The sequence below is a fragment of the Shewanella sp. SR44-3 genome (genome assembly GCF_014163735.1).
GTDB lineage: Bacteria > Pseudomonadota > Gammaproteobacteria > Enterobacterales > Shewanellaceae > Shewanella.
The window spans coordinates 1-18580 of the sequence record NZ_JACJDV010000040.1; the positions used below are offsets into that span (position 1 = coordinate 1).

The 18580-nt window shown below is 44.6% G+C and carries 18 protein-coding genes and 1 pseudogene; 14 read left to right on the plus strand and 5 right to left on the minus strand.

Annotation, left to right across the window (positions count from 1 at the left end; translation table 11 throughout):
- Positions 1–273: 273 nt before the first annotated feature.
- Positions 274–558, plus strand: a complete 285-nt coding sequence (locus H5073_RS15180; RefSeq protein WP_182680411.1) for a hypothetical protein — start codon at positions 274–276, stop codon at positions 556–558.
- 81 nt (positions 559–639) lie between these two features.
- Here H5073_RS15180 and H5073_RS15185 read toward each other — a convergent pair whose 3' ends face one another.
- Entirely contained in the window at positions 640–1026 is a 387-nt protein-coding gene (locus H5073_RS15185; protein WP_182680412.1) for a DUF3301 domain-containing protein, read from the minus strand.
- Complete coding sequence (locus H5073_RS15190; protein WP_182680413.1) at positions 1023–2066, minus strand: DUF3549 family protein; 1044 nt, start codon at positions 2064–2066, stop codon at positions 1023–1025. Before H5073_RS15190 ends, H5073_RS15185 begins: the two co-directional genes overlap by 4 nt.
- A gap of 89 nt (positions 2067–2155) precedes the next feature.
- Here H5073_RS15190 and H5073_RS15195 point away from each other — a divergent pair, with 89 nt between their 5' ends.
- The 6 genes and pseudogenes from H5073_RS15195 to H5073_RS15220 all read left to right on the plus strand — a co-directional run bounded on the left by H5073_RS15195 (position 2156) and on the right by H5073_RS15220 (position 7429).
- On the plus strand, positions 2156–2476 hold the full coding sequence (locus tag H5073_RS15195; RefSeq protein ID WP_182680414.1) for a YqcC family protein: 321 nt from the start codon (positions 2156–2158) through the stop codon (positions 2474–2476).
- Positions 2477–2498: 22 nt separating this feature from the next.
- Complete coding sequence (gene truC, locus H5073_RS15200) at positions 2499–3365, plus strand: tRNA pseudouridine(65) synthase TruC (protein ID WP_259394919.1); 867 nt, start codon at positions 2499–2501, stop codon at positions 3363–3365.
- Positions 3366–3543: 178 nt separating this feature from the next.
- Complete coding sequence (locus tag H5073_RS15205) at positions 3544–3996, plus strand: flavodoxin (RefSeq protein ID WP_182680416.1); 453 nt, start codon at positions 3544–3546, stop codon at positions 3994–3996.
- Positions 3972–5423, plus strand: a complete 1452-nt coding sequence (locus H5073_RS15210) for a PTS transporter subunit EIIC (RefSeq protein WP_182680417.1) — start codon at positions 3972–3974, stop codon at positions 5421–5423. The genes H5073_RS15205 and H5073_RS15210 overlap by 25 nt, the downstream gene beginning before the upstream one ends.
- Positions 5424–5609: 186 nt before the next feature.
- On the plus strand, positions 5610–6467 hold the full coding sequence (gene purU, locus H5073_RS15215) for a formyltetrahydrofolate deformylase (RefSeq protein ID WP_182680418.1): 858 nt from the start codon (positions 5610–5612) through the stop codon (positions 6465–6467).
- Positions 6468–6594: 127 nt separating this feature from the next.
- Positions 6595–7429 (plus strand): annotated as a pseudogene (locus tag H5073_RS15220) (transposase domain-containing protein).
- A 53-nt stretch (positions 7430–7482) separates the two neighbouring features.
- On the opposite strand, the gene dapD reads toward H5073_RS15220, so the two are convergent.
- The 3 genes from dapD to map all read right to left on the minus strand — a co-directional run bounded on the left by dapD (position 7483) and on the right by map (position 11939).
- Positions 7483–8307, minus strand: a complete 825-nt coding sequence (dapD, locus tag H5073_RS15225) for a 2,3,4,5-tetrahydropyridine-2,6-dicarboxylate N-succinyltransferase (RefSeq protein ID WP_182680419.1) — start codon at positions 8305–8307, stop codon at positions 7483–7485.
- Positions 8308–8339: 32 nt separating this feature from the next.
- Complete coding sequence (glnD, locus tag H5073_RS15230; RefSeq protein ID WP_182680420.1) at positions 8340–10925, minus strand: bifunctional uridylyltransferase/uridylyl-removing protein GlnD; 2586 nt, start codon at positions 10923–10925, stop codon at positions 8340–8342.
- A 189-nt stretch (positions 10926–11114) separates the two neighbouring features.
- Positions 11115–11939 carry a type I methionyl aminopeptidase gene (map, locus tag H5073_RS15235; RefSeq protein WP_310734258.1) on the minus strand — a complete coding sequence of 275 codons (825 nt, stop codon included), beginning with the start codon at positions 11937–11939 and terminating at the stop codon, positions 11115–11117.
- A 420-nt stretch (positions 11940–12359) separates the two neighbouring features.
- Here map and rpsB point away from each other — a divergent pair, with 420 nt between their 5' ends.
- The 7 genes from rpsB to ispC all read left to right on the plus strand — a co-directional run bounded on the left by rpsB (position 12360) and on the right by ispC (position 18569).
- Positions 12360–13088: a 30S ribosomal protein S2 gene (gene rpsB, locus H5073_RS15240; protein ID WP_182680422.1), complete on the plus strand. Its 729-nt coding sequence runs from the start codon at positions 12360–12362 to the stop codon at positions 13086–13088.
- 116 nt (positions 13089–13204) lie between these two features.
- Complete coding sequence (gene tsf, locus H5073_RS15245; protein WP_182680423.1) at positions 13205–14056, plus strand: translation elongation factor Ts; 852 nt, start codon at positions 13205–13207, stop codon at positions 14054–14056.
- Positions 14057–14124: 68 nt separating this feature from the next.
- Positions 14125–14856, plus strand: coding sequence for a UMP kinase (gene pyrH, locus H5073_RS15250; protein WP_182680424.1), 732 nt, complete (start codon positions 14125–14127; stop codon positions 14854–14856).
- A 123-nt stretch (positions 14857–14979) separates the two neighbouring features.
- Positions 14980–15522 carry a ribosome recycling factor gene (gene frr, locus H5073_RS15255; RefSeq protein WP_220488082.1) on the plus strand — a complete coding sequence of 181 codons (543 nt, stop codon included), beginning with the start codon at positions 14980–14982 and terminating at the stop codon, positions 15520–15522.
- A 145-nt stretch (positions 15523–15667) separates the two neighbouring features.
- Positions 15668–16483: an isoprenyl transferase gene (locus H5073_RS15260; protein WP_182680426.1), complete on the plus strand. Its 816-nt coding sequence runs from the start codon at positions 15668–15670 to the stop codon at positions 16481–16483.
- Between the two features lie 19 nt (positions 16484–16502).
- Entirely contained in the window at positions 16503–17360 is an 858-nt protein-coding gene (locus tag H5073_RS15265; RefSeq protein WP_182680427.1) for a phosphatidate cytidylyltransferase, read from the plus strand.
- Positions 17361–17363: 3 nt separating this feature from the next.
- The gene (ispC, locus tag H5073_RS15270; protein WP_182680428.1) at positions 17364–18569 is read left to right on the plus strand and encodes a 1-deoxy-D-xylulose-5-phosphate reductoisomerase; all 1206 of its coding nucleotides are present in this window, start codon (positions 17364–17366) and stop codon (positions 18567–18569) included.
- The last annotated feature ends 11 nt before the right edge of the window (positions 18570–18580 follow it).

The window sequence follows — 18580 nt, forward strand, 5'->3', positions numbered from 1 at the left end:
TTGGCATATTCTAATTTTTGAAGAGGGCTGATATGGACTGCGCTTTTTCTGGTCATGTTTAATACCGATAAGATTTTGTGTATTTTAAGCTGAAAATCACTCCAGTTTCATTAGACCATTACATTGCATTGGCCGGATTAAGTATCACATTACTGAGCTTTTCTTCATGGGCACAAGATCCAATTCAGACCCAAACCGAAAGCCAAACTCGAATTGAAGTTATAAACATTGACGTTGCCAAGGCCGCGTTGCTGCAGGTGAGTGAAAATACCGATGACAAGAAATACTTGTGGCGATACCTACAAACCACCAATGCTACGGATTGAATCATTCAATGCAAGCTTAGATAAAGGGTTGCAGTGGCAATTGATAAGCGAAAATGGCCAAGCGCCTGATAGCGATAGAATCACAGAGTATGAGCAAGATAAGGCGGATACAACGCCAAAAGAAGGGCAGAAAAAACTCACTTTCTCGGAATTAGTAAAACTAGACAGCATCACCTTTGTTAGTGAGAGTCTGCCCTTATCTACAAGTTTGCGCCTCATATTGAAGAGTTAGACAGTGATGAACTGAATGGCGAGCTAAGAATAAACAAGCTATGAAATACTGACGGCTCCCAGTGAACCGCAAGCATAATGGCTAATGGCATTTACCGGTGCTGCAACGGGATTGAGTGCCGCAACCACCAAATTTTCCTTGAGATAACGGCGCGTCATTCCACTCAGGTTCGGGAAATACTGGCCATTCAACCCCTTGGATTTGTTTACCTTTCATCGACAGCTGTCCCTGATGTTGATCCATGCCGTCGGTGCTAAATTCAAACATAAATGTGGCTTTCCAGCAGATACCTGTATGACCACCAAAGCTGGGTCTTGCATGAACCATGGCAATGGCAAGCAATTGAACACTTTGTTTTCGACAAGCCTGTTCGGCAAAGACACGACTTAATTCAGCCATTTGTCTTAATTGCCAAAAGAAGGCAGCAAGAACAAATAGCGCTAGGATTAAAATGACATCTGACATCATGATTGAGCCGCCTTAAATAAACCGCCAATGGCAATAGAAAGGGTGTCACTGCGCTCGGGATTGCGAAGTTCGAGCAGCAATGCCTGACGTAGACTTGGAATCGCTACAATATCAGCAAAAACTTGATTGAAAAAGCCTTGCTCTTGCAGTGCTAACGCTTCAAGGAAGATTGTTCTACAGTCTGGGTCTTGTAAGGCAAGCCAGTTTCTGGCAGCGATTGTGATTAGATGGTTTGCATCGAGTAAGTTACCTTGACTTAAGTGCTTGATGGCCTTGATTGAAAGGCTTGGGTTTGATGCTAGCGCTGCTAAATAACTCGCTTTGTGTTCATCAAGGGCTTGTTCAAATTGCTGATAGACTCGCGCCGCTAAACTTGGCTCAAGCGGCAAGTGTTCCAAGCATTGGCAAATTGCCGCTTGAACAGGCAGGGGAGCGAAATCGAAACAAGCGATTAAACTGTTTAAATGATCAAGATTTTTGACTCTAACGCACACATCTGCAATGCCTTGAAGCCCAAGTTGCTCCCAGTTATTACAGCCTTGTTCAACAGCTGTTGACGCTCCAACTAAGGACTGGCCTGATAAATATTGCGCCGCCAGTTCATACTGGCTGGAAGCTTGTTGCCCCAACTGCTGGCGCACCAGCGCATTAAATAGCGCCAGTTTGTGTTGATTCGGTTTGAAGCTAAAAGGGTGGTTAGCAAATTGTTCCTGCTGCGCTTCGGTTAACTCTTGGGTTAGGTCTTTGCCCAGTGCATCTAAAATCATTTGGATAAATTGGCTGCGAGGAGCCGGAGATAACAAACCTTGTTCATCCAAAGGCAGTTTTAGAAACCAAATGTAGGGCTGATCTGCATGCTGCCAAAAAACGAGTCCAATCTGCGCATGGCCTTGAATAGGAAAAGGGTAAGGCGCGAGCAGCGATTCAATTTGATGGAATGCGATAGCATCAATATGCTGGACTCTGCGTCCTAAATCATACACTTGGAATTGGGTTTTTGCCGTGGTGAGAAACTGGCTTAAAGTGGTAATTTCGGTCATGTCTGCGCCATTTACTTGGTTTATTTGGATAACAACCGCGAGATGATATCATATCCCGCTATAAGCCTTGAGTTCACATTGATATTTTTATGCCTTATAAATCTTGTAAAATCCATTTAGCTAACCTAGAAGCCTTGTTGAAACAGCAATATCTCTGGGCAAATAGCACGCCATCTGCCGCGGCGTTAGCAAGCACAGCCCCCTTTGCCTGCGATACACTGGCCTTTGAGCAGTGGCTGCAGTTTATTTTTATTCCCAAATTCAGCGCGCTAATCAATGCGCAGCAGGCGTTACCTACTCATATGCAGATAGCGCCTATGGCTGCTCAAGTGTGGCAAGCTGATGCTTCACGTCAGCCAATCATTGACCAACTTATCGCAATGGATGACTTTATTAATGCCGGATATTAACGTTACACCTCAGCTCAGTGATATGGCTGACATCTCAACTGATGCATTTGATTATACTGATATTTATGAGCAAGACGACAGTGGATTAGATACCGATGAAGCGGGAGTCATTGCAGGCTCAAATGAGTCAGACCAACAAGCGCCAGCACTGACTATCTTGTATCAAGACGATGACATAGTGGCAATTCATAAACCTGCAGGTTTATTGGTGCATCGCAGTTATTTAGCCCGTAAAGAGCGTTTTTTTGCCATGCAGCTCACTCGGGATTTAGTTGGCTGCCATGTGTTCCCGGTGCACAGACTCGACAGGCCCACATCCGGGGTATTACTGTTTGCAAAAAGCAGTGAAGCGGCTCGTAACTTGTGTGAGCAATTTGCTAATCATACGATTAAAAAAGACTATTTAGCCTTGGTGCGAGGCAATATGTACGAAGCTGGCTTGTTAGATTACCCGTTAAGAATCGAGCTTGATGATGTCGCTGACAAACATGCAACGGTGGGGAAACCTGCTCAAGAAGCGCAAACTAGCTATCAGCCCTTGCTCAACAGTGAAATCCCCTTTAGCTCGGGCCGCTATCCCACCAGTCGTTTTGCACTGATAAAATTAAGTCCTCATACAGGCCGTAAGCATCAACTGCGGCGTCACATGGCCCATTTACGCCACCCCATTTTAGGTGACACGACCCATGGTGACGGCAAGCAAAATAAATTCAGCCGAGAACACTTCGGTGTAAATCGCCTATGGCTAATAGCCAAGCGGCTGAGTTTTACCCATCCAGTGACTGGAAAACCCATGACAATTGAAACTCAAATTGAGCCCCAGTGGTTGGCAAGTTTCACTTTATTGGGCTGGAATGAACAGCAGTTAACCGAGTCTGGAATTATTTAAGCAAACTTGCTTAGCTAAGGTGCAGGGCAAATATAAAGTTGTTACTATGATTGGCTGAACCTATGCTCAATGACTTAGGATTGAGCCCGTGCCACTCAGGTTAAGTGCCAACTCATAAATCATAACAGTGGCCGAATCGAGCCATGATTAGTTTTATCACGTTTAAGGGAATAGATTGATGCAGAAAGTAAATCTGGTATTTGGTACTGTCTATGGCAGCGCTCAACACGTTGCAGAGACCTTGGCCGCAGCCATAGAAAAACTAGACTATGAGGTGGCGATAAAACATCCTAACGAACTTGCGAGTTTTACCCCGCCAGAAGATGAACTATTAATCATTATTTGTTCCACCACGGGACAAGGGGATCTGCCCGATGATATTTTTCCTTGGTTTAACTTACTTAAATCAACTGCCCCTTATCTGCCTAAACTGAACTACAGCATCATAGGTCTAGGTGATTCTTGTTATGAAACCTTTTGCGGCGCCGCGAAGCAATTTGAAGCCTTGTTTGAAGAGCTTGGCGCTAAAGCCGTCACGCCATTACTTGAAATTGATGCCAGCGAAACCATGAGTCCAGAAGATGATGCCCTAGAGTGGATAGACGTGTGGCACAACCAAGTCGGGCATTAAGTTACTTAAATCAACAATGGTTTAAATTCGCCCAACGTTTGAGCCAAGCGCTGTTGGTACCCATTGCCATTTTGCCAGCCGCTGGGATTATGCTTGGGCTAACGGTTAATCCACTGCCGTTTATTCCCATTGAATTGACTATGATTTTTGCCGCAGTGGGGAAATTGATTTTCACCATGATGCCGCTGCTTTTTAGTGTTGCTATCGCCATTGGTTTTTGTAAAGACCAAGGTATAGCGGCATTTTCTGCGGTGTTTGGTTTTGGGGTGTTTCAGTCCACCTTAGGTGCACTCACTGCACTATATCAGCTACCTTCAAGGCCCCTTTGGGGAATAGATACTATAGATACGGGAATTGTAGGCGGAATTTTAGTCGGTGCAGTGACCTGTTTAGCAGTAAAGTTCAGCCAACATTTACGCTTACCCGCTATGTTTTCATTTTTTGAGGGTAGGCGCAGTGCACCATTAATCGTTATCCCATTGACCATTGGTCTTGCTTACCTACTGAGTTTACTGTGGCCGAGTTTGTCAGTGGTGATTCAGCGTCTTTCTGATTGGGCAGTGTACCAAGAGCCTTCCTTGGCTTTTGGGATCTATGGCCTGGTTGAGCGGTTGCTTATTCCCTTAGGGTTACACCATATTTGGAATGCGCCATTTTATTTAGAAGTGGGGCAGTTTTTTGATGGCAGTCAAGTGATCCGCGGCGAAATAGGCCGCTATTTAGCGGGGGATCCTTCAGCTGGTAATCTTGCCGGTGGTTATTTAATTAAAATGTGGGGTTTGCCAGCGGCTGCACTGGCTATCTGGCGCTGCGCTGATAAAAGTGAGCGTAACCGTGTTGCCGGCATTATGCTTTCTGCGGCCATGGCCAGTTGGTTAACTGGGGTGACTGAGCCGCTGGAATTTGCCTTTTTATTTGTCGCCCCTATGTTGTTTTTTTGCCATGCCCTGTTAACGGGCTTAGCATACAGCCTGTGTGTGCTGCTTGAAGTACACCATGGAATTGTGTTTTCCCATGGCTTAGTTGATTTTAGTTTACTGTATTCTTTATCTTCTAATACCAATTGGTTATTGATCTTAGGCCCCTTAACTGGGGTGATCTACTATGCATTATTTACCACAAGTATTTTAAGTTTTAACTTAAAAACCCCTGGTAGATTGGCCAGCAGCAATAATGATGAGCAAAAGGAAAGCTTACGTTCCATGATTGCAGCCCTAGGCGGCCGGCAAAACGTGCTTGAGCTGAATGCGTGCTTAACACGCCTTAGGATAAGCGTCATAGACGCCACCTTAGTGGACAAAGCTCGCTTGATGCGTCTGGGGGCTAAGGGCGTTATTGTGGTAGGTAAGGGCGTACAGGTGGTTTTTGGCACTAAAGCCGAAACCTTACGTAAATTATTACAAAAATACTTAGATTCCCGCCGCTAAACTTAGCCCCATCCTCGACTAATGCTTAACGCTAAATTTGGTGAGTGTCGCACTTCAGAGTTGAATTCGGGACTTTGTTGATTGATTTGTTTCTAAAATACTTTATTCTCAAATAAAGATTATTCTTAATTACAGATAAAGTAGACGAGTCCATTTCAGGCTTGAGTCATCATCGAGGAGTAAAGCATGGTTTCTTCAGAGCCAGAAAACAAAGTAAGAAAAATTTTAATCACAGATTGCGCCGATGCTAAGGGGCTTATCGCTAAAATAACCAGTGTCTGTTTTGCTCATCAGCTCAACATCATTAAAAATACTGAGTTTGTTGACCGCATTCAAGGTCGATTTTTTATGCGTACTGTGCTTGAAGGTGTGTTTGATGATGCTAGTTTACTCAGCGCATTACGCCAAGTCTTACCAGCCCAAAATCATACCAAGCTGGTGGCTGCCGATAAGAAACGCATTGTTGTCATGGTTACTAAGGAAGCTCATTGCTTAGGGGACTTGTTGATGAAAGCCTATTATGGCGGCCTAGATGTGGAAATCGCCGCTGTAGTGGGTAATTATGATAATTTGCGTAATTTAACCGAGAAGTTTGATATACCTTTTCATCATGTGTGCCATCAAGGTTTAGATAGGTTGGAGCATGAACAAGCCATACTGCAGATAGTGAATGGCTATCAGCCAGATTATGTGGTGTTGGCTAAATACATGCGGGTGCTAACCCCTGAATTTGTGAATGCCTATCCTGATAAAATCATTAATATCCATCATTCATTTTTACCTGCCTTTATTGGCGCATCGCCTTACAAGCAAGCGTGGGAGCGAGGGGTTAAAATTATTGGTGCTACGGCTCACTTTGTGAATGATTGCCTCGATGAAGGCCCAATTATTAAACAAGATGTTATTTCGGTTGATCATACTTTTAGCGCTGAAGAAATGGCGCATAATGGCCGTGATGTAGAAAAAAGTGTACTGAGTAAGGCATTGCAATTGGTATTGAATGAACAGGTGATAGTGTACGGCAATAAAACCGTGGTGTTTTAGCCTGTCCCATGAGTCAAGTGGTAAATAAAAAGCCCAGTCAATGACTGCAATGCCTATCGTTTAAGGGTACTTGACCGATCTTGCAGATGAATGATAATCCCTACCAGTATTCTGGTGGGGATTTTTTATGTTTGAGCAAGAGCTTGAATTAGTTCATGAGTCTGTTGAAGAAAGTGGGTCTTATGGTTCTGTAATGGAGGCTATTGATTCAGAGTGGATCGAACAATCACTCCTTTCAGCTAACAAGGCGAGTATCCGTCATCGCCGTCTGCCTGCACAGCAGGCAGTCTGGCTAGTGCTTTGGATGGGATTAATTTCAAAAACACACAAACCTTATCCTCAACTTCGATTAGTCAGCCTTATATCTACTGAAACCAGAATGGTATTAGGTGCTGCCTTTGATGGCTGTCACGTAGGAGAGAGCACACTCGCACAGCGTTTAGTCCAAGATATACCTGATCACTCCTTAACCCTATTTGACCGTTGTTATTTCTCCGCTGACTGATTAGTCAATTGGCAAAGCTCTGGGGTACAGCGACATTGGCTGACCCCAGTAAAGTCAAAAATGCGTTACGAGGTGGTCGAAGAGTTTGCGAATAATGATTTGCTCATTGATATACCAGTCTCTCCCCAAGCGAGAAAGAAAAACCCCGAGCTTCCCGAAACATGGCGTGCTCGTTTTATTGCTTATCGCTTATAATCTGGTTCGTTTAGAAATGGCAGCGATAGCAAAGGAAGCTAAAGTTGCGCCAACCCGTATCAGTTTTACCGCGGCAATAAGCTTGATAGATACACCATTAAGGTGGCTTGCTTTATCACCAGATGGAAAGTTGCCAGCGAAACTTAAGCAAATGCGAGCCGATATAAAACACTTTATCCTTCCAGATAAAAGAAAGCACCGAACGTATCCACGCTCAGTGCTCTATATACCTAGCCGCTATCCACTTAACTATAAACAGTAATGCTTATCCGAATAGCATTAAGTCAATGACTGGTTTTTTTTTGGTGCTAACGGCTAGTCAACGATGCGTAATAGTTCGTTGATCCCGACTTTAGCGCGCGTCTTAGCGTCTACTTTCTTGACTATGATAGCGGCATATAAACTGTACTTGCCACAAGCTGAAGGTAAGTTGCCTGAAACCACCACAGAGCCTGCAGGCACTCGGCCGTAATGCACTTCACCAGTTTCACGGTCAAAAATCCGGGTGCTTTGACCGATATAAACGCCCATTGAAATCACACTGCCTTCTTCAACCACAACGCCTTCAACAATCTCACTGCGAGCACCGATAAAGCAGTTATCTTCGATAATTGTCGGGCCAGCTTGTAACGGCTCAAGTACGCCACCAATACCAACGCCGCCTGACAAATGTACGTTTTTGCCAATCTGTGCGCACGAACCGACTGTGGCCCAAGTATCAACCATAGTGCCTTCATCAACATAGGCACCTAAGTTTACGTAAGAGGGCATTAATACTGTGTTCTTACCGATAAATGAGCCTTTACGAACTGTGGCAGGTGGCACGACGCGAATAGCCTCAGCTTTAAAACGGGCTTCATCATAGCCGGCAAATTTTTGTGGCACTTTATCAAAATACTTGGTATCACCGCCTTCGATAACGCCATTATCGAAAATGCGAAACGACAGTAACACCGCTTTTTTCAACCACTGGTGGACATGCCACTGGCCGTCGATTTTCTCAGCCACTCGTGCTTGGCCTTTATCTAGCATAGCGATAACGGTTTCGACATCGGCGCGAAGGCTTGGCTCAACTGTTCCTGGGGTGATGTGTTGACGGTTTTCAAATGCGGTTTCAATACGTTGGCGTAATGCCTCCATAAGGTGCTCCAAATAATGATTAAAAGAATAAATTACATGCTGGATGCATGGGCTGATAAGGCCAAAGTGAGGCTCTGCGCTAATTTTTGCTGCGAGGGCTCATCCAAGGCTTTACCTTCATGAGTTTGTAAAATAAAGAAATCTTCAGCTCGCTCACCAATGGTGGTGATTTTAGCGGCGATTAATGTCACGTCACAACGATAAAAAATATCACCGACTTTGGCCAGTAGCCCTGGGCTGTCTAAGGCAATTAATTCCATCAGGCTGGTGCCTTGGCGGGCACTGGGCAAAAAGCTCACTTGAGTGGGAACATTAAACGGGCGCATTATGCGCGCCATCTTCCTAAATTTTGGTAATTTAGGGTTATCGCTGGCTAGGGCTTTTTCTAGCGCTTTGCGGATACTTTGAATGCGCGATAATTGGTTAATGGCTTCACCATCTTGCTCAAGAATAACAAACGTGTCGAGGGCGTAATTATCTTTAGATGTCATGATGTTCGCGTCATGAACATTGATATTTTTATTATCGAGCACTGTCATCACAGTGGCAAATAACTTAGGTTTGTCCTTGCTATAGACAAATAGCTCTGTGCCGCCACGGGTTGCCTGCTTGGAGAGTAAGATCAGCGGTTCATCTTGCTGACCATGTTTAATGATGGCTTCGGTGTGCCAAGCCACTTGGCTGGCTTGATGACGCAAGAAATAATCCGACTTAAAGCGGCTCCACAGGGTCTCCATGTCTTTTTCTTTAAGGCCACGTCTTAACAGCTCTTTCTTAGCCTTTGCTTGTATTTCTTGCACTCTTGCCCGCACGTCAATGGGTTTTTCTTTGCCTCTGGCGAGCACCCTTTGGGTGGAGAAATACAAGTCGCTGAGTAAAGACCCTTTCCAGCTGTTCCAGGTTTTTTCATTCGTAGCGCAGATATCTGCAACGGTTAAGCAGTATAAATAACTTAAATGCACCGCATCACGGACTTTATGGGCAAATTCGGCCACTACTTCGGGATCTGAAATGTCGCGTCTTTGGGCTGTGATGGACATTACCAGATGCTGCTCAACCAGCCAAGCGACCATGCGACCATCATGATCGTTAAGGCCGTGCAATTTACAAAAATCAACGGCATCTTTAGCGCCCAGTTTGCTGTGGTCTCCGCCGCGCCCTTTGGCGATATCATGGAAGATGGCGCCCAAGACCAGTAAGCCTTTTTTTGGTAACTGATTAATCAGTATCGCGCCGAGGGGAAATTCATCTTTTTGATCCGCTTGAGAGAAACGGTCGATATTTAGCAATAATCTGTGGGTATGTTCATCAACGGTATAAGCATGGAATAAATCGAACTGCATCTGGCCTTCAATTTTTCGCCAAGCAGGTAAGTAGGAGGATAAAATTCCGTGCTTATGCATCAAAGACAGTGAGCTTATACCTCTGGGGTGTTTCAAAATATCCATAAAGGCTTTGCGACAAGCATCATCTTCTTGTAAGGCTTGGCTTAGGCCTTGTCTTGCTTGGCGTAACAATCGCAAGGTGGGGGCATAAATACCCTGGATATTAGAATTTTGCGCCACGATATAAAACAGTCTGATAATTTCTTCAGGACAGCGGCTAAATAAGCTGTCATCGAGGACTTCGATAAAGCGGCCGCGGCGCTGATAACACTCATTGATTGGCTGGATAACGAGGGCATGAGTTTGGCCTAGGGTGGCACGTTTAAACAGCTGCAGTAGCATTTCATTGAGTTCTATCACACAGCGTACTGTGCGGTAGTATTGTTTCATCATCTGTTCGACTGCCAACTGGGTGGCATCTTCATAGCCCATCATGCTGGCAACTTGACGCTGTAAATCGAATAACAGTCTATTTTCATTGCGATTTGAAATCATGTGTAACGCAAATCTGAGTTGCCACAAGAAGCGCTGGCAGGCTAACAGTTCATCAAGCTCTGAGGGGGTTAAAAACTCATGGACGACTAAATCTTCGAGTTTGGCAGCATCAAAATGACGCATCGCGACCCAAGCTATGGTTTGAATATCCCTAAGGCCACCAGGACAGGTTTTAAGATTGGGCTCTAAATCGAAGGCGCTCCCTTTGGTGTGGCGGTTTTGCTGCTCGGCTTTTTTTGCACTGTAGAAACGTTCTGATGGCCAAAAATCCTGTTGTCTTAAGCTGTCATAGAGCAGGTCGAACTGGTACTCATTACCACATAAATAGCGCGCCTCAATAAGGTTGGTGGCTATAGTGATATCGTTGCGGCCAAGATCTAACGTCTGGGGTAAAGTGCGGACACTGTGACCCACTTCAAGGCCAGCATCCCATAAAAAAGTGATAAAAGCGCTAAGCTGGGCTTCTGCTTGCTGGCAAATGGCATCTGTTTGCAACAAAATCAGCAGGTCAATATCAGAATGAGGGTGCAGTTCGCTCCGTCCGTAACCGCCAACGGCAATAAGGGAAATAGGAAAATCGTTAAGGGCTAGTTGACACCAAGTGTCACTGAGAAGTGTGTCCACAAATTGACTGCGCTGACTGACGAGTGATTCAATCGACTCGTGAGCGGTGAATTGCGCCATTAAACGCTGGTTTAATTCGACAAGCTGTTGTTTGGCGACCAGCGCATTATTCATGGTAATAACGTTAACTCTCTTATTATTGATGACTATTGTTTTAAATCAATTAGGTAGATTTCAATCAGACCTTAAATTAGCACTGTGTCAGAAACAAGGCCATGGGAGCCTATAAGTGAGTGCAAAAATGAACTCACAATCCAGCACCGCGAGTTACTCAATCTGACTCGCGGTACTGGGTTCGTCAGACTAGCTATTTATAATGCGCGGGAAGTCTTCTTCATCACGTAAGGTTAGTACTTCAACACCCGTTGCCGTGACTAATAAGGTATGTTCCCACTGGGCTGAATTTTTGCCATCGGCAGTCGTTACTGTCCAGTTATCGTTTCTGTCGAGCACACTGGTCTGACGGCCAGCATTGATCATAGGTTCTATGGTAAAACACATACCTGGGCGCAATACCGTTTTATCATTATTCTTGTAATGGACCACTTGAGGCTCTTCGTGAAAGCCCGCGCCAATTCCATGACCACAATAATCTTGTACTATGGAGTACTTATCAAGCCCTGTTTTGCTAGCTTTGATGAATTTTTCTATTGCGGTACCAATTTCGCCAAGTTTCATGCCTGGACGAACTTTACGGATGGCAAGATAGAGGCTTTCTTGGGCGATACGGCAAAGACGCTTGTCCTTTGCGCTGACTTCACCTATCAAGAACATCTTCGAGGTATCACCATGGAAACCGTCTTTGATGACGGTAATATCGATATTGAGAATGTCGCCGTCTTTTAAGGTGTAACCAGAAGGAATGCCGTGGCAGATCACATCATTAACTGAGGTGCAAATTGACTTGGGAAAGCCATGGTAATTAAGCGGGGCAGAAATGGCGCCTTGCTCTTCAGTATACTTAGCGCAGATGTCGTTTAACTCATCTGTGGTGACACCAGCGTTCACATGAGGGGCTATCATGGTTAACACTTCGGCGGCTAGCTTGCCGGCGGCACGCATTTTCTCGATTTCTTCTGCTGTCTTGATGACTATGCTCATTGGATTTCTCTTGGCGTATTTAGCGATAATTTAAATTTTCAAAGACACTGACAGCAAGATAACATCACCGCTGAATTTGTGATTAGTGGCGATTTATGATATAAAGCGCGCCGTCTGTATTTGTGTCTTCATGTTTTAACGGTTGTCGAATTCAGTTGCTTTGGTTGAGCTTAAGCTTCACTAATTCAACGGTTGCAGCGAATAAGTGATGCAGTTTAAGGTGTCAGGAGTGTTAAGGCAAAGGTTACCCACTTTTTCCTTTAGTAAATCTTTTGACAGGCTTTTCTTCACTTAATCGCAAACTAAGCGTAAAATGTGCGAGCCATTATACATGGCAAACTAACTAAACACTAAATCACACACGTATCGACACATTCTTCGGGGTGCCTTTTTAGGTCGAAGACATGGGATGCGTGGAGGTCTAACCCCCTAAATTAAGGTATTAAAATGACTACTGTTTCAATGCGCGACATGCTACAAGCTGGTGTTCACTTCGGTCACCAAACACGTTACTGGAACCCTAAGATGAAGCCATTCATCTTCGGCGCTCGCAACGGTGTACACATCATTAACCTTGAGCACACTGTGCCTATGTTCAACGAAGCGTTAGCTTTTATCAGCAACGTAGCGTCTAAGAAAGGTAAAGTGTTGTTCGTTGGTACTAAGCGTGCCGCTGGCGAAGCAATCAAAGAGTCTGCTCTTTCTTGTGACCAGTACTATGTTGATCACCGCTGGTTAGGTGGCATGTTGACTAACTGGAAAACTGTTCGTCAGTCAATCAAGCGTCTTAAAGAGCTAGAAAGCCAGTCAGTAGACGGTACTTTCGACAAGCTTACTAAGAAAGAAGCTTTAATGCGTACTCGCGAACTAGAGAAGTTAGAAAAATCTTTAGGCGGGATCAAGAACATGGGCGGCTTACCTGACGTATTATTCGTTATCGGTGCAGACCATGAGCATATCGCTATTAAAGAAGCTAACAACTTAGGTATCCCAGTTGTTGCTGTTGTTGATACAAACTCTGCGCCAGATGGTGTTAACTACATCGTTCCTGGTAACGACGACGCTATGCGTGCTATCCGTTTGTATACTTCTTCTGTTGCAGCTGCTGCGAACTCTGGCCGTGGCCAAGATCTAGCTGTTCAAGCTGAGCAAGACGGTTTCGTAGAAGCTGTTTAATAAGGTGTGATGGTTTCCATCCCCCTTATTTGCCAATAGATAATTGGTGAACAGGGGCCTATTGGCCCCTGTTTTTTAAATGCAAAATTAGACGAATTAAAATAGAGGATTTAACAATGGCAATTACTGCAGCCCAAGTTAAAGAACTTCGTGACCGCACTGGCGCTGGCATGATGGATTGTAAGAATGCACTGACTGAAACTGGCGGTGACATTGAATTAGCGATTGATAACATGCGCAAGAGCGGCGCTGCAAAAGCGGCTAAAAAAGCCGGTAACATCGCTGCAGACGGTACAATTCTAATCAAGAACGGCGAAGGTTTCGCGGCTCTTTTAGAAGTTAACTGTCAAACTGACTTCGTTGCAAAAGATTCAAACTTCTTAAGCTTCGCTAATGCGGTATTAGACGTTGCTGCTGCATCTAAAGTGACAATCGAAGACTTAAAAGCACAATTTGAAGAAACTCGTGTTGCACTTGTGACTAAAATTGGTGAAAACATCAACGTTCGTCGCGTTGAATACATCGACGGTGCAAACTTAGCTTCTTATCGCCACGGCGATCGTATCGGTGTTGTTGTTGCCGGTGCTGCTGATGAAGAAACGCTTAAGCACATCGCAATGCACGTTGCAGCTTCTAAGCCTGAATTCGTTAACCCTGAAGATGTGCCTGCTGATCTTGTAGAAAGAGAGCAAGCACTTCAGGTTGAAATCGCAATGAACGAAGGCAAGCCTCAAGAAATCGCTGAGAAGATGGTTGTTGGTCGTATGAAGAAGTTCACTGGTGAGATCTCTCTTACTGGTCAAGCTTATATCATGGAACCAAAGAAAACTGTTGGTGAAGTTCTTAAAGAGAAAAAAGCCACGGTAACTAACTTCATTCGTTTAGAAGTGGGTGAAGGTATTGAGAAGAAAGAAGAAGATTTTGCTGCTGAAGTAGCTGCACAAATCGCTGCTACTAAAAAGGCTTAATTGCTTTTTCTCTAAATACCCTAAGACCGCAGCAATCGCTGCGGTCTTATTATGATCAGGACAAAATTATGAGCACCAATCCAAAACCTGCATTTAGACGCATTCTTCTTAAATTAAGCGGTGAAGCGTTGATGGGCGAAGAAGGCTTCGGCATTGACCCTAAAGTACTCGACCGTATGGCTCAAGAAATTAAAGAGTTGGTTGAGTTAGGCATTCAAGTGGGCGTGGTAATTGGTGGTGGCAACCTGTTTCGTGGCGAAGGGTTAGCACAAGCTGGCATGAACCGCGTGGTTGGCGATCATATGGGTATGTTGGCGACAGTCATGAATGGTCTAGCGATGCGTGATGCATTGCACCGTGCTTATGTTAATGCACGTTTAATGTCAGCTATCCCGCTTAAAGGCGTGTGTGACGATTATAATTGGGCTGAAGCCATCAGTTTGTTAAAGTCTGGCCGTGTGGTGATTTTTGCAGCTGGCACAGGTAACCCATTTTGTACCACAGATTCAGCAGCCTGTTTACGCGGCATTGAAATCGAAGCTGAAGTGGTACTCAAAGGCACCAAAGTCGATGGCGTATATTCTGCTGATCCAATGAAAGATCCAGACGCCGTTAAGCATGATGTCTTAAGTTACAATGAAGTATTAGAGCGTGAGCTCAAAATTATGGACTTGGCTGCCTTTACTTTAGCTCGAGATCATAATATGCCTATTCTGGTGTTTAACATGAATAAACCCGGTGCATTACGCCGTGTTATCATGGGCGAAGAAGAAGGCACTTATATCAAGAACATGAACTAGTTTTTGAACAATTTATTACTGACTTGAACAATAACATCAGTGGCAACATGATTGCCCCAGCGTCAAGTCATGTCACCTTTGAATTTGTAAGCTAAAAGGATATTAATCGTGATAGAAACAATTATGCAAGATGCCCAAGAACGTATGGGTAAATGTGTTGAGGCAACTAAGAATCAAATGTCTAAAGTGCGCACTGGTCGTGCTCATCCAAGCCTATTGGATTCTATTCAAGTGTCTTATTACGGTTCTATGGCACCGCTTAAGCAAGTTGCCAACGTAGGTATTGAAGATTCACGTACCTTGTCTGTGACTGTATTTGACCGCTCTTTGGTTCAAGCGGTAGAAAAAGCCATCATGAGCTCGGATTTAGGGCTAAACCCTATGACAGCAGGTGCCACATTGCGTATCCCATTACCAGCATTGACTGAAGAACGTCGTAAAGACTTCATCAAAGTAGTGCGTAACGAAGCGGAAAATGGCCGTATTGCTATCCGTAACGTGCGTCGTGATGCGATCAGTGAAGTGAAGAAGCTTGAAAAAGCCAAAGACTGTACTGAAGATGATGTACGCCGCAGCGAAGATGAAGTGCAAAAATATACTGACACTAACATCAAAAATGTTGATGACATTTTGAGCGCGAAAGAAAAAGAGTTAATGGAAGTTTAAGACAGCTGCTTTATTCGGACTATTTTTAGCCAGATTGTGTATTGATCTTAAGCAGATAGTCCCGAGTTATGGCTTAGACTTGATGCGCCGTGTCGTATACGGAGGTATACTACACGGCGTTTGTCTTTTGTTAGGGGTGTAGTTGATGTCATCCACAGTGGGAAATGAGTCTGGTGATCGCGATGAGCAACACCAAGATAACACTGATTTTGAGCTTTCGGCGATAGTAAAACAATCGCTGCCTAAGCATGTTGCCATTATTATGGACGGTAATGGGCGCTGGGCTCAACAGCAAGGAAGAGCTCGGGTTTTAGGTCATAAAGCGGGTGTTAAAGCTGTGCGCCGGGCTGTGAGTTGCGCCAGTCAACTCGGGATTGCTTCATTAACCTTATTCGCATTTTCAAGCGAAAATTGGCGTAGGCCAGATAAAGAAGTCAGTTTGTTGATGGAGCTGTTTTTTACTGTATTGCAGCGGGAAATCAAACTACTGCATAAAAATCAAGTTCGTCTCAATATTATTGGTGATATCAGCCGCTTTTCTGAGCGTTTGCAGAAGCAAATACATGAAGCTCAATGTAAGACTGCTGACAACACCGGCTTGATTTTGAATGTCGCTGCCAACTATGGTGGCCGTTGGGACATACTTCAAGCCGCACAAAAATTAGCTCAACAAGTAGAAAGTGGCGAAATCAACAGCAGTCAGATGACTGAAGAGGCCCTGAGTGCACATTTATGCATGCAAAATCAGAGCGAAGTTGATTTAATGATCCGCACTGGCGGAGATTGTCGCATCAGTAATTTTATTTTATGGCAGGCGGCTTATGCTGAGTTGGTTTTTACCGACACCCTATGGCCAGATTTTAATGAGCAAGCGTTCCGTGACGCGATTGCCTTATTTGCGAGTCGTCAGCGCCGTTTTGGACTGACGGGCAGTCAAATTGAAGAGATCCGCGCATTATAAGAATTAAGAGGATTAGTTTTTGCTAAAACAACGAATAATAACAGCACTGTGGTTAATTCCTTTGGTTTTGGGCGCTATTTTTTTACTGCCCGCAACTTATTTTTCATGGGTACTGGTTGTAGTGTTTATGATTGCAGCCAAAGAGTGGGGCGCTTTTATTGACCCCAGTTGTAATGTTACCCAATGGTCATTTACCACGACTCTTAGCCTATTAGTCATTGCGTTAAATTTTTTAGTTCCCGTAGAGCAAGTGTGGCTTCAAGGCCAATTACATCCTATCTATGTGGCAATTATTTCTATCGGTTTACTCTGGTGGTTACTGAGTACAGTTTTGATTTTTTCTTATCCCAAAAGCGCTCAGTTTTGGAAAGAAAGTCATATGCTTAAGTCCATGTTTGGTCAACTGACGTTAATCCCTTGTTTTGCCTCACTTATCGCACTTAAATCCTTAAGCGGCCCGCTGGATCCTTATTTCGGAGGCTGGTTAGTATTTTTGGTGATGTTAGTGGTGTGGGCAACAGATAGCGGCGCCTATTTCGCAGGGCGTGCTTTTGGTAAACATAAGTTAATGCCTAATGTAAGCCCAGCTAAAACCTTAGAAGGTTTATTTGGCGGCTTAGTGACTAGTCTAGTAGTGGTTGCGGGCGTTATGTATGTGGCTCCAGAGCAAGAACTAGGCTTATTGGTGGCAGTGACGCTTATCACTGCATTAGCTTCAGCATTCGGTGATTTATCTGAAAGTATGTTTAAACGTGTGGCCAAGATAAAAGATTCTGGCACCTTGTTGCCGGGCCACGGCGGCATTCTGGATAGAATTGACAGCTTAACTGCTGCGTTGCCGGTATTTACCTTTCTTTATATCTCTTTTTGGATGTGATCCATGCCCATTGAGCGTACGCAAAATGTGGTTATCTTAGGGGCGACGGGGTCAATTGGCGCCAGCACCTTAAGTGTCATGTCAATGCACCCTCAGCGTTACAGCGTTTATGCCTTGGTGGCGAACACCAATGTGGATAAAATGCTCGCCTTGTGCCTTGTTCATCAACCTGTTATTGCACATATGGTTGACGAGAATGCGGCGATGGCGCTTAAGGCCGCTATGCCACCAAATCTTGGCATCACTGTCACTACAGGTATTGATACGTTAATAGATTTGGTGACATCAAGCCAAACTGATACCGTAATGGCGGCAATTGTTGGCGCTGCAGGACTACTTCCTACATTTGCAGCCGTGAAAGCAGGCAAACGTGTGTTACTGGCTAACAAAGAAGCGTTAGTCATGTCCGGCGCGTTATTTATGCAAGCTCGTAGGCAATCTGGCGCTGAGCTATTACCTGTAGACAGCGAACATAATGCCATCTTCCAATGCCTTCCTGAAGCGGTGCAAACTAACTTAGGCTTTTGCTCCTTAGATGATGCTGGCGTGTCTAGCATATTGCTCACAGGGTCTGGCGGACCTTTTTTAACGGTGCCTTTAGAACGCTTAGCGTCCATGACTCCAGCTCAAGCTTGTAAGCATCCTAATTGGTCTATGGGGCCCAAAATTTCTGTAGATTCAGCCACCATGATGAATAAAGGCCTTGAGTTTATTGAAGCACGGTGGTTATTTAATCCCCGTGCCGAACAGCTTAAAGTCGTGGTTCATCCTCAAAGTGTTATTCACTCTATGGTGCAATATCGGGATGGTTCAGTGTTGGCGCAGATGGGTAATCCTGATATGCGCACGCCTATTGCACATTGCATGTCTTACCCCAACCGCATCGAGTCAGGAGTGGAGGCACTGGATTTTTTCAAGCTGGGTGATTTAAGTTTTTGTGAAGCCGCTACCGCGCGTTTCCCGTGCTTGCATTTAGCCATTCAAGCCTGTGCACAGGGGCAAGAGGCTACGACTGTATTAAATGCTGCCAATGAAGTCGCAGTCGAAGCATTTCTTGCCGGTCAAATTGGATTTACTCAAATTGCTGCTATTAATGACAGCTGTTTGACACAAGTGCCCCAAAGTAGTTTGAACTCAATTGATGATATTTTACAGTTAGACAGTTTAACTCGTCAGCACGCCTGGCAAGCTGTTAAACGTATACGTTAGTAAAAGGAGCA